The organism is Bacillus fungorum, assembly GCF_002746455.1.
GTDB lineage: Bacteria > Bacillota > Bacilli > Bacillales > Bacillaceae_G > Bacillus_A > Bacillus_A fungorum.
The window spans coordinates 310,787-323,292 of record NZ_NWUW01000004.1; the positions used below are offsets into that span (position 1 = coordinate 310,787).

Genomic DNA, 12,506 nt, shown 5'->3' on the forward strand with positions numbered 1-12,506 from the left:
TACTTCGCTGAAAGGCTTTTTGTCAGTAGTTTTTAAATGGATTATTGTAATAATTTACTTACCATTTGTGGTGTTTGGTTCGCTTGAGAAAGCATGCTTACGCCAGCTTCGCTTAAAATCTTGAATTTCGTCATTTCAGACATTTCTTTTGCCATGTCAGCGTCTTCGATTTGAGAAGCAGAAGATGCCATAGCAGTTGATTGGCTGTTTAAGTTTTCAATGTTGTAATCTAAACGATTTAAAGTTGCACCTAAAGTTGCACGGTGGTCAGCGATTGAATTAATTGCAGCATCGATATTGCTAATTGCAGCATCAGCAGCAGAGTTAGAGTCGATTTTTGCTTTTGCATTATCCACTGCTAATGAAGTTGCAGTAATTTGTTTTAAATTAACATCAATTGTCGTAGCACCAGAAGCATCAGTAGATTTAATGCTAACTGTAGCTGTCTTAGACATTAAATCTGTGCCATTAAATTTTGTATTCGAAGAGATGTAATCAATTTGATCTGTTAATGCAGTGAACTCTTTTTGAAGAGCTGCACGGTCAGTACCAGAGTTTGTACCGTTGGCAGATTGAACTGCTAGGTCACGCATACGAAGTAAGATGTTTGATACTGTTTGTAATGCTGAATCAGCTGTTTGAATCATAGACTTACCGTCTTGAGAGTTACGAGAAGCAACGTTTAAGCCGCCTTCGTTTGCACGCATACGAGTTGCGATTGCAAGACCTGCTGCATCGTCTGCTGCACTGTTGATTGCTTTACCGCTTGATAAACGGTTCATAGACGTACTCATTTTTTCTTGGTTTTGGCGCATGTACTCTTGAGTACGCATGCTGTTGATGTTTGTATTAATTCTCATTATTAAGAACCCCCATTTTTTTATATTAATTTTTCTGTAAATCCCTAAACGGTAATATACAAAAAAATCAATTTCGAGATTTATTGTATATTACCGTTATAGCGGGTGTCAACTAAAAATTTGAATTAATGAATATAAAAAAATAACAGTTTAACAATTTGTTCGTTTTTTTATTACAATATTATTAAAAGGATTATTGCAAACTTAAAAAAAAAACTCTAATATTAGATTATCTTTGTTTACCGAAAAGGTGATATTATGGTAATTGGGAATATAGTAAAAGAAGTTCTTTCATATAAGAAAGGACAAATTCAGCAAAAGTTAAGTAGCCCACAAGCTTTTGTGAGCAGTCGCTTTCAAGAAACGTTGCAAAGTACGTCGGTGAAAGAGACGAAAGCTACAGTGCAGCCTACGAAAGTAGAAGAAGTTAGTAAGCGGGTTGATACCCCTAAAGCTGAAACAAAACAAGCAGAACCAATTCAGGTGGCACAGAAAGAGTTTGTACGACGTTTCTCAGAAGCGAATAATGAGAATGTTGATATGTGGGGATTAACGAAGAAATATAATATTCAAAATATACGTTCTGAAAATAAAGAGAAGTATATGGATATTATTGATCGTACAAGTCGTACATATGGAATTCCAAAAACATTAATTCAAAAAATGATTGAAGTGGAGTCAGACTTTAATCCAAAAACGGTGTCTCATGCCGGAGCGAAGGGATTAATGCAACTGATGCCAGAAAATGTGAAGGAACTTGGTGTGCAAGACCCATTTTCGCCAGCGGAAAGTATTGAAGCTGGGGTGAAAGAGTTAACAGGCTATTTGAAAAAGAACAAAGGCGATCTCGTCTTGGCACTTGCATCTTATAATGCAGGACCTGGAAATGTCAGAAAGTATGGAGGTGTACCACCATTTAAAGAAACGCAAGGATATATTAAAAAAATATTAAATATCGACGTTTCAAACTAAAAATTTTATTGTACATAGAAAAACATGGAATTTTTGTGAACATAATATGGGAGTTGGCTAGATTTGAAATTACAAGATGATATTCCATTAACAATTTATTTTGAAATTGGAAAAACAAGAAAGAAAATTGATGATCTGCTTCATATTACGAAAGGAACATTGTATCGTCTTGAAAATTCAACAAAAAATACGGTGCGTCTTATGTTGGAAAATGAAGAGATTGGAACCGGAATGATTTTAACGAAAAATGGAAAAATGTACGTTGAAATTGTTGAATTGAAAGGATAGGGAAGGGGATTTTCATGAGTGGCGATAAATTAAGCCAAGAACAAATCGATGCGCTGCTGAAGGCGATGAATGATGGTTCAGAGATGCCGGCTTTCGCACAAGAAGCAGACAAACAAGGAAAGTTTCAAGAGTATGATTTTAATAGACCAGAAAAGTTTGGCGTGGAGCATTTACGTAGCTTGCAGGCAGTTGCGGCTAGCTTTGGAAAGCAGACGTCGCAGTCACTGGCAGCGCGTATGCGTATTCCAATTGAATTAGAACCTTCAACGGTTGAGCAGGTTCCATTTACAAGTGAGTATGTGGAGAAGATGCCGAAAGACTATTATTTATATTGCGTCATTGATCTCGGGTTACCAGAGCTTGGAGAAATTGTTATTGAGATGGACTTAGCATTTATTATTTATATCCATGAATGCTGGCTTGGCGGGGATAGTAAGCGTGAGTTTACAATTCGTAGACCGCTAACGGCGTTTGAATTTTTAACACTTGATAATATTTTCTCTCTACTTTGTAAAAATTTAGAGCAAGCATTTGAAAGTGTTGTTGCAATTCAGCCGAAGTTTGTGACGACGGAGACAGACCCAAATGCGCTGAAAATTACGACGGCAAGTGATATTATTTCCTTGCTGAACGTTAATATGAAAACAGAGTTTTGGAATACGACAGTTCGTATTGGGATTCCGTTCTTATCTGTCGAAGATATTATGGATAAGCTAACATCTGAAAATATTGTCGAACACTCTTCTGATAAGCGAAAGAAGTATACTTCTGAAGTAGAAGTGAAAGTCAATCAAGTGTATAAGCCAGTTCATGTAGCGGTTGGCGAGCAGAAGATGAAGATTGGTGAGATTGAGCAAATTGAAGAGGGGGATATTATTCCGCTTCATACGAAAGTAACCAATCAGTTGCGTGGTTATGTAGATGGAAAACATAAGTTTAATTGTTTTATTGGAAAAGACGGGACGCGTAAGGCGCTCTTGTTTAAAAGTTTTGTAGAGTAGGAGGATACATATGAAGCATGAAGTATCACCTGTATCGTTAATGAGCTTAGAAGAATATGCAGGAGAACGTAATGAATCTGGGAAAGCACATATTGAAACCGTTTCGGATATATCTATTGAGCTTGGTGTGAAGCTTGGAAAAGCATCGATTCAGCTTGGAGATGTAAAAACTTTAAAAGTCGGTGATATCTTAGAAGTTGAAAAGAATCTAGGACATAAAGTTGATGTATATTTAAGTGATATAAAAGTCGGCATTGGTGAAGCGATTGTGATGGACGAGAAGTTTGGTATTATTATTTCTGAAATCGAGGCTGAGAAGAAAAAGGCTGCGCTTATGATTGCGCAGCAGCAAGTAGAGGAAAAAGAGTAGAGGAGGAGTCATATGTCGTATATGACGACCTTATTACAAGTTATTTTACTGTTTGGTGCGCTCGGCTATGGTGCGTATTATATGACGAAGAAGACGCGCAAACAGCAGTTTTTTAAGCAAGGTGAGAATGGTCATATTCAAGTGAAAGATGGCGTGTTTTTAAATCATCAAACGAGCGCCTTTTTATTTGAAGTAGATGGAAAACAAATATTCACTGTTGTGAGTAATAACGGTGTACAATCTGTACAACTAACAGGAAATCAGTTTCAACAAGCGCTAGAAGATGCAGTAAAGAGTGAAACAAAAAAAGTAGAGGATCCATCATGAGAATAAAAAAATATTTATCGTCAATTGCGGTCATTTTTATATTTTCAATTATTTTTTCAATTATTTTTGTAAATCCAGCGTATGCAGCGCCAAACGGTTTTATTAATTTTGAAAATGGGAAAGAGTTTACGAGTAATTCAAGTGTGCAGTTATTTGCACTTGTAACACTCCTATCGTTATCGTCTTCTATTGTTCTTTTATTCACGCATTTTACTTATTTTATGATTGTGCTTGGAATTACAAGGCAAGGACTTGGGGTAATGAACTTACCACCGAACCAAGTTCTTGTGGGACTAGCACTATTTTTATCATTATTTACGATGCAGCCTGTACTTGGACAATTAAAAGGTGACGTGTGGGATCCAATGACGAAAGAGAAAATAACGGTAAGTCAAGCAGCTGAGACAACGGCGCCCATTATGAAAGAGTATATGGCAAAGCATACGTATAAGCATGATTTAAAAATGATGCTGAAAGTGCGTGGGGAAGAGTTACCGAAGAATATGAAAGACATTTCGTTATTTACGCTTGTACCATCCTTTACGTTAACACAAATTCAAAAAGGTTTGCTGACGGGGATGTTCATTTATTTGGCATTTGTCTTTATCGATTTAATTATTAGTACGCTTTTAATGTACCTTGGGATGATGATGGTACCACCGATGATTTTAAGTTTACCGTTTAAAATACTTGTTTTTGTTTATTTAGGTGGATATACAAAGATTGTAGATATTATGTTTAAAACGGTTAGTTAGAGTAATAGGATAAAAGATTATTGTGAAGCTGAAATGGAAATATGAATGTTTAATTACATATCTCATTCAGTTAAGAATATATACGTTAGGAGTCAAATTTGGATGAACATAACACCTATTACAGAAATCTTTCAAACTTTTTTTTATAAAGGATTTCAAATTGTACTCCCTGTAGCTGGAGTCAGTATGATTGTTGTTATCATTATTTCAGTGTTAATGGCGATGATGCAAATTCAAGAGCAGACTTTGACATTTTTGCCAAAGATGGCAACAATTATTCTCGTTATTATTATTGTAGGTCCATGGATGTTTCAAGAATTAACGACTCTCATTTTGGATTTGTATGACAAGATTCCAACATTGTTGCGCTCTTACTGAAAAGGGTGATGTGAGATGAATATGGAATTATGGGCAGGCACTTTTTTTGCGTTTTGTCGTATTGCCACTTTTTTATACTTTTTACCGTTTTTTTCGGGTAGATCAGTCCCAGCGATGGTAAAGATTACATTTGGACTGGGATTATCAATTACAGTGGCTGATAAAATTGATATATCCCAGATTTCAACAATTGGAGAAGTTGTAGCATATGCTGCCACACAATTGGTCATTGGATTAGTGCTAGCTAAAATTGTAGAAATGCTATTGAATATACCAAAAATGGCCGGGCATATTATAGATTTTGATATTGGCTTTTCACAGGCCAGCTTATTTGATGTAAATAGTGGTACACAATCAACGCTTATTGCAACCATTTTTGATATCTTTTTTGTTATCATTTTTGTCTCGCTTGGTGGAATTGATTATTTTGTTGCTACAATTTTAAAATCCTTTCAGTACACAGAAGCGATTTCAAAATTGTTAACAACGAATTTTCTAGATAGTGTTTTAGCAACATTATTATTTGTAATTACTTCAGCTGTCGAGATAGCATTACCAATTATGGGAACTTTATTCATTATTAATTTTGTATTGATTTTAATTGCTAAAAATGCACAACAACTCAATATATTTATGAACGCTTTTTTAATTAAAATTACATGTGGTATTTTGTTAATTGCAATGAGTGTCCCAATGTTGGCTTATATATTTAAAAATTTAACAAATGTATTATTTGAGGAATATACAAAACTATTTAACTTTTTCTTAACGAAGTAGGGGGCGCGTATGGCAAAGGATAATAAAACAGAAAAGGCCACCCCGCAGAAGCGTAAAAAATCGCGTGAAGAAGGGAATGTCGCCCGGAGTAAAGATTTAAATAATTTATTTTCGATACTTGTACTAGCAGTGGTAGTTTATTTTTTCGGAGATTGGCTTGGGTATGAGATTGCAAATTCTGTTGCGGTACTGTTCGATCAAATTGGGAAGAATGAAGATTCAACCGAGTATTTTTATTTAATGGGTATGCTGCTTTTGAAAGTATCAGCGCCTATCTTGATACTTGTCTATGCTTTTCAGTTATTCAATCATATGATTCAAGTTGGTTTCCTATTTTCTTCTAAAATCATTAAACCGAAAGCATCGCGTATTAATCCGAAAAACTATTTTACGAGATTGTTTAGTCGAAAAAGTTTAGTGGATATTTTAAAGTCATTGTTTTATATGGGTTTAATTGGTTATGTTTCCTATGTGCTTTTTAAAAAGAATTTAGAGAAAATCGTCAGTATGATTGGGTTTAACTGGACGGCATCGGTTACAGAAATTATAAGGGAAATTAAGTTTATCTTTTTAGCGATTTTAATTATTTTAATTGTGCTTGCTATTGTTGATTTTGTTTATCAAAAATGGGAGTACGAGCAAGATATTAAGATGAAAAAAGAAGAAGTAAAACAAGAGCATAAAGATAATGAAGGGGATCCTCAAGTAAAGGGAAAACGAAAAAACTTTATGCATGCCATCTTGCAAGGGACGATTGCGAAGAAGATGGATGGTGCAACGTTTATTGTAAATAACCCAACGCACATTTCTGTTGCGCTTCGTTACAATAAACACGTTGACGCCGCGCCAATTGTGGTGGCAAAGGGGGAAGACGAGCTCGCATTATATATGCGGACACTTGCCCGTGAACAAGAAATACCGATGGTGGAAAACCGTCCACTTGCTCGGTCTTTATACTACCAGGTCGAGGAAGAGGAGACGATTCCAGAAGATTTATATGTAGCTGTAATTGAAGTTATGCGCTATTTAATTCAAACGAAACAAATTGAAGTGTAAAGCGCGTTTGGAGGAGATCTCTTTGTTTAAAATAGATTCTGCAAGAACCTATTTTTCTATCTTTTTAGCAGCGTCATTCGTTGTGGCGCTCTTAATTCCACTTCCGCCATTTATACTTGATATTGTCATTGTTTTCTTATTAAGCATGTCAGTGCTTATTTATATGCGAGCAACAAGTATTAAAGAGTGGGACGAGTTAAAGTCGTTTCCGACTATGCTGTTATTAATCGGGATTTTCCGCGTATCGATTAACGTTTCGACAACGCGAGCGATTTTAACAAACGGAAACGCTGGTCATGTTATTGAGGAGTTCGGTCAGTTTGTAATTGGCGGGAACTTATTAATTGGTATCGTTATTTTCACTGTATTAATTATTTTCCAGTTTATTGTAGCCAACGGTTCATCTCGTACCGCTGAAGTTGCGGCTCGTTTTACACTTGATTCCTTACCAGGGAAGCAAATGTCCATCGATGCCGATTTAAATCAGCGTATTATTACAGAAAAAGATGCACAGCATAAACGAAAAAAATTAAATATGGAAACAGAGTTTTATGGAGCGATGGACGGTGCCGGAAAGTTCATTAAAGGGGACGTTATTTTCGGGATTGTCATTTTATTCGTTAATATTATTTTCGGATTAATTGTTGGGATGATGCAGCAGGGTATGAGCTTTGCTGAAGCTGCCCTTCATTATACGCAGCTAACTGTCGGTGATGGAATTGTAAACCAAATTGGATCGCTAATGTTAGCCATTTCAACAGGTATTATTGTAACGCGTGTATTTGACGGTTCACCTGATACAGTAACAGAAGGAATCTTTAAAGAGTTATTAGCGCATGAAGTTGTTGTTTACGCGCTTGGTGGTCTATTTATCGCAATGGGTATTTTTACGCCACTACCATTTTTACCATTTGCACTTGTGGGCGGCGGCATTATCTTCTTAGGAATCCGCAATAAACAACGAATGAAGAAACAAAAAGAAGATGAGATGCAAAAAGAATTAGAAATGATTCAAAGCGATGATGATCAGCTACAACAAGTGGAAGACTCGTTTGGGGTATTTACAGATAAATATCCAATCATCGTGGAACTAGGATTGGATTTAGCAGCGCTTGTGAAACAGAAGATTAATGGAGAAACGGCCCGTGACAAAGTGGTTCTTATGAGAAAGTCGATTATTACCGATCTTGGTATTAATGTTCCAGGAATTAACTTTAAAGATAATACGAGTTTTAGACCACGTGGACGTTATATGATCCGGATTAAAGGTGCTAAAGTCGCAGAAGGTGTTTTAAAATCAGGGTATTTATTAGCATTGAAAACGCCGAATGTAATGGCTGATTTAGATGCGGAACCAGCGAAAGATCCAATTTTCGGTGAAGATGGATATTGGATTTTAGAGCATATGGTTCAAGATGCGCAGATGAAAGGTTATCAAGTATTAGAGCCGCTTAGTATATTAATTACGCATTTAGATGTAATGATTCGCCGTAATCTTCATGAGCTAATCCAGCGTCAACATGTGAAAGATTTAATTCAGTCACTTGAAAATGATCACGGTGTTCTACTAGAAGAAATTAAGAAGAAAGAAATTGACTTATCACTAGTTCAAAATGTAATTAAGCAGCTTCTAAAAGAAGGTATTTCAATTCGAGATTTACCAACAATTATTGAAGGAATTATTGATGGTAAAGAAATTTATCAAAATCAAGTTGACGGCGTTACCGCATTTGTTCGCGAATGTATTTCTAAAGTAATTTGTGAACATGCGAAAAATCCTGACGGAAAAATTTATGCAGCACTCTTCGCGGATTCGCTTGAGTTAGATGCGGATGTTGTTAACAATTCATACCAAGGTTATTTATTAAACTGGGATTTAGAATTAGAAACGCGTGTAGTTGAACAAGTACAGCGCGTCTTCAAACAAGCTCGTTTAATGGGAAGAGAACCAGTATTATTAACGCGTAGAAAAGATTTCAGATTTGCTATTGTGAGACTTCTTGAGCGTTATCAAATAGAAGCAAAAGTATTATGTATTAGCGAATTAGCACCAGAAATTGTTGTAGATCAAATTGCTTATATTGAATAGTAGGAGGTGAAGTAATGGAGAGTACAGAAAAAAAAGAAGCGTTACTGCGAATAAAAGCAGCTTCGAAAAATGAATTGTATCGAAAGTTATTTGACCAATATGGTACAGATTATTATTACGTTGTCGATGAAAGTGTAAAAAGAAATATCCCGTTTTTTTGGAAAAAGAACTATGAAATGTTAGTCGCTTTTCCTGAGGATAAACAGGGAGAAAGTAGCGAAGGAGCAAATCAATTTCATGAACAATTAATGGATATTGTGAATGAACCTTCAGAAGAAATTGTGAAGGCAAATGGAATTCAGTCGGTACTACACAATTTAGAAAACGTAACGACTTCTATGCCGTATGCAGCGATGCAAACAGGAAATAGTAAAGAATGGACGAGAAAAAAAGAGAAACTATTACAACTGTTTGAAAAAGGTATTGTCGTTGTGAAGCATACAGGAGAGACGAAAGTAGCGAAAAAACAGCCTGCTGTGAAACAAGTTGTTCCTGTAAAGAAAGAAGAAGTAGTTGTTAAGCAAGAAAAACAAGAATCTGTACCGTTTATTATTCAAAAAGTAATTAGGATGCTAGAGAAAAACGATGTAGAACAATATTTCATTCATGCATATGCTGAGAAGTTAAAAGTGAAGTTTGAGAATGCAACGATGATTACTGAAGAAGAAGTCATCGGTTATATATTGGAAGATATGAGATCTCATTTCAATACTGAAAACGTATTTGAAAAAGAAGTACAAACAATTGCATTAATCGGTCCAACTGGAGTCGGGAAAACGACGACACTTGCGAAAATGGCATGGCAGTTTCATGGTAAGAAAAAAACAGTTGGTTTTATTACCACAGACCACTCTCGCATCGGGACAGTGCAGCAGCTACAAGATTACGTAAAAACAATTGGAGCAGAAGTTATCGCTGTACGAGATGAAGCTGCAATGGCAAGAGCACTTACGTATTTTAAAGAAGAAGCGCGCGTCGATTATATTTTAATAGATACAGCTGGGAAAAATTATCGTACGTCAGAAACGGTTGAAGAAATGATTGAGACGATGGGGCAAGTAGAGCCAGATTATATTTGTTTAACGTTATCAGCTTCTATGAAAAGTAAAGACATGATTGAAATCATTACGAACTTTAAAGATATTCATATTGATGGTATCGTGTTTACGAAACTTGATGAAACAGCAAGTAGTGGTGAATTGTTGAAAATTCCAGCAGTATCATCAGCTCCAATTGTGTTAATGACAGATGGACAAGACGTAAAGCAACATATACATATTGCTACAGCTGAACATTTAGCGAAACAAATGTTACAAACATCGTAAGAAAAGAGGTGAAGAATAAGGCAATTGTCTTATTCGAACGAGTATGAACGGTATTTATATAGGTTCTATGGGTATGATGAATTACATGCAGCATTTAAATGTACATGCGAATAACGTCGCAAATGCCCAAACAACGGGATTTAAAGCAGAAAATATGACTTCTAAAGTATTTGATGTACAAGACACATATCGCCGCGGAGATGGGGCTGTAACAAATATCGGCTCAGTCGATTACGCTGTAGTGCCAGCTGCAACGCATGTGAACTTAGTGCAAGGTAATATACAAATTACAAATAGCCCTACAGATTTCTTCTTAGATGACGGGACGGCTGGTACAGCATCATTTTTCGTTACTTCAAAAAATGATGAAACATTTTTAACGAGGGATGGCCATTTTACAGTAAATAGTGACCGTTATTTACAAACATCATCTGGTGCTTTCGTAATGGGTGAGAATAATGAACGTATTCATATTCCAGAAGGAGCAAAGATCGCTGTACAAGCAGACGGTACATTGTATGATGAAGTAACACAAAACAATATTGCTCGTTTGCAAACAAAAACAGTAGATGCAGAAACGAATGCTCGTCTTGTGCAACGAGAAAACAAAAGCTTTACACTAGCAGAAGGAAACATTACTAATTTACCGAACGGAACAGGGACAGTAAAAAATCATATGCTAGAAAATTCAAATGTAGATATGACGAAAGAGATGACAGATTTAATGACGAATCAAAAGATGATTCAAGCGTCACAACGTATTATGACTTCATTTGATAAAATTTATGAAAAAGAAGCGAATGAAATATTGAGATAGGAGACTCCCGTTAGTGGGAGTCTTTTTTTATTATTGCTTTTATTACAGTTACATCATAAAATGATAATGATTATCAATATCGTTTTATCTATTTTTATAAGAATGGAATTTCATAATGACAGTAATATTTATTTAACTAAGTGAATTAAAAACAAGGGGATGGTGTGTATATGTCTACAAAAAAACAACTTTGCATTGGATTATGTTTAATTTCGAGAAAGAAAGAGGAAGAGTGTATATTTGATTCGGGAATTGATGAACAAGTAGAGTTAGCGAAACGAGCAGAAAAATCGAAGTTAGATTTTGTTTTTAAAGCAGATTATTTAGTGGCGCACCCTGATTTAATTGCCCGAAATAAAGGGAATGTAATTTTAGATCCGACATTATTGTTTACTGCTATTGTGTATGCAACAGAAAAAATTGGAGTGGTTACGACTGCCTCCACATCGTTTTATCCACCATACATACTTGCAAGGCAATTACAATCTTTAAACTGGATTAGTAATGGCCGAGTAGGTTGGAATATTGTCACATCCATTGATGGTGCAGGAAACTTTGGTGAGACAGGGATGCCGCCATCTGAGGAACGATATGCGAAAGCGGCAGAATGTACAGAGTTAGTAAGAAAACTTTGGAGAAGCCATCCTTATGAAGTTTTGAAAGTAGATAACACGGAAGTCATTAGAGAGATGGTAAAGCCTATTGAGCATAGTGGTGAATACTTTGAGGTGAAAGGACCACTTAATATTCCGCAGCATATTTCAGGGGAAATGCCATTATTTCAAGCTGGTGCTTCAGAGTCGGGCCGGGATTTTGCGGCTTCTGTTGCGGATGCAATTTTTGCTGCAACGCCAGATGTAGAGGCAGGAATGGAACTGCGTCAAGATTTAAGACGAAGAGCAGAAAAACATGGTCGTAACCAAGATGATATACGCGTATTACCTGGATTATATTTCTTTATAGGTGATACATATGAAGAAGCGTTAGAAATGCATAGGCAAGCTCATCAACATCTCACAAAAGAGAAGAGATTCGCTTTACTTGAAATGGTGCTTGGATTAGACGCTAGAGGAATTCCACTAGAAAGTAAGGTAACTGAAGATATGCTGCCAAGTCGGGATCAAACTGTACGTAGTAAAACACATGCAGAATTATTACGGAATTTCATCATTAATAATGAACCAACCGTTGAACAAATACTAGAACGACCAGAAGTTGTTGGTTCTGCTCATTGGGTTGCAGTTGGTACACCAAAAGACGTTGCGAAGCAAATTATGGATAGATTTGAGGCAGGAGCGTTAGATGGATTTATCGCTATTCCAGGAGGACCTCCAAAGTCACTAGATCTATTTTTTAGTGAAGTCATTCCTTTATTCGTAAAGGCTGGTGTATTTAGGGAAGAGTATACAGGCTCTACTTTACGGGAACATTTGGAGGAGAATTTATCAAATACGTTGCAGCTAAAATAAGTGAGATACTATGTAGAAAAGC

At 36.1% G+C, this 12,506-nt stretch carries 13 protein-coding genes and 1 pseudogene; 13 read left to right on the forward strand and 1 reads right to left on the reverse strand.

What is annotated here, in order from left to right; genetic code table 11:
* Positions 1-41: 41 nt before the first annotated feature.
* Complete coding sequence (locus CO726_RS08345) at positions 42-860, reverse strand: flagellin N-terminal helical domain-containing protein (protein WP_099683937.1); 819 nt, start codon at positions 858-860, stop codon at positions 42-44.
* Positions 861-1,463: 603 nt separating this feature from the next.
* Here CO726_RS08345 and CO726_RS33135 point away from each other — a divergent pair.
* The 13 genes and pseudogenes from CO726_RS33135 to CO726_RS08410 form a co-directional block, all read left to right on the forward strand.
* Positions 1,464-1,811, forward strand: a pseudogene (locus tag CO726_RS33135) (lytic transglycosylase domain-containing protein); the annotation flags it as partial.
* An 84-nt stretch (positions 1,812-1,895) separates the two neighbouring features.
* Positions 1,896-2,120, forward strand: coding sequence for a flagellar motor switch protein FliN (locus CO726_RS08355; RefSeq protein WP_098760438.1), 225 nt, complete (start codon positions 1,896-1,898; stop codon positions 2,118-2,120).
* Between the two features lie 14 nt (positions 2,121-2,134).
* Positions 2,135-3,121, forward strand: coding sequence for a flagellar motor switch protein FliM (gene fliM, locus CO726_RS08360; protein ID WP_099683939.1), 987 nt, complete (start codon positions 2,135-2,137; stop codon positions 3,119-3,121).
* Between the two features lie 10 nt (positions 3,122-3,131).
* On the forward strand, positions 3,132-3,491 hold the full coding sequence (locus CO726_RS08365) for a flagellar motor switch protein FliN (RefSeq protein WP_099683940.1): 360 nt from the start codon (positions 3,132-3,134) through the stop codon (positions 3,489-3,491).
* Positions 3,492-3,503: 12 nt separating this feature from the next.
* Positions 3,504-3,818, forward strand: a complete 315-nt coding sequence (locus CO726_RS08370; protein WP_098760435.1) for a flagellar motor switch protein FliN — start codon at positions 3,504-3,506, stop codon at positions 3,816-3,818.
* Positions 3,815-4,573: a flagellar type III secretion system pore protein FliP gene (locus CO726_RS08375; RefSeq protein ID WP_099683941.1), complete on the forward strand. Its 759-nt coding sequence runs from the start codon at positions 3,815-3,817 to the stop codon at positions 4,571-4,573. The genes CO726_RS08370 and CO726_RS08375 overlap by 4 nt, the downstream gene beginning before the upstream one ends.
* Before the next feature lie 102 nt (positions 4,574-4,675).
* Positions 4,676-4,951 (forward strand): flagellar biosynthetic protein FliQ, encoded by a 276-nt coding sequence (locus tag CO726_RS08380; RefSeq protein ID WP_098760433.1) that lies wholly within the window; start codon positions 4,676-4,678, stop codon positions 4,949-4,951.
* 15 nt (positions 4,952-4,966) lie between these two features.
* Positions 4,967-5,728: a flagellar biosynthetic protein FliR gene (locus CO726_RS08385; RefSeq protein ID WP_099683942.1), complete on the forward strand. Its 762-nt coding sequence runs from the start codon at positions 4,967-4,969 to the stop codon at positions 5,726-5,728.
* Positions 5,729-5,737: 9 nt separating this feature from the next.
* The gene (gene flhB, locus CO726_RS08390; protein WP_098760431.1) at positions 5,738-6,784 is read left to right on the forward strand and encodes a flagellar type III secretion system protein FlhB; all 1,047 of its coding nucleotides are present in this window, start codon (positions 5,738-5,740) and stop codon (positions 6,782-6,784) included.
* 22 nt (positions 6,785-6,806) lie between these two features.
* Positions 6,807-8,873 carry a flagellar biosynthesis protein FlhA gene (gene flhA / locus CO726_RS08395; protein WP_099683943.1) on the forward strand — a complete coding sequence of 689 codons (2,067 nt, stop codon included), beginning with the start codon at positions 6,807-6,809 and terminating at the stop codon, positions 8,871-8,873.
* A gap of 14 nt (positions 8,874-8,887) precedes the next feature.
* Positions 8,888-10,198, forward strand: coding sequence for a flagellar biosynthesis GTPase FlhF (flhF, locus tag CO726_RS08400; protein WP_099683944.1), 1,311 nt, complete (start codon positions 8,888-8,890; stop codon positions 10,196-10,198).
* A 43-nt stretch (positions 10,199-10,241) separates the two neighbouring features.
* Positions 10,242-11,015: a flagellar basal-body rod protein FlgG gene (locus CO726_RS08405; RefSeq protein WP_099683945.1), complete on the forward strand. Its 774-nt coding sequence runs from the start codon at positions 10,242-10,244 to the stop codon at positions 11,013-11,015.
* Between the two features lie 170 nt (positions 11,016-11,185).
* Positions 11,186-12,484, forward strand: a complete 1,299-nt coding sequence (locus tag CO726_RS08410; RefSeq protein WP_099683946.1) for an NtaA/DmoA family FMN-dependent monooxygenase — start codon at positions 11,186-11,188, stop codon at positions 12,482-12,484.
* Positions 12,485-12,506: the final 22 nt, after the last annotated feature.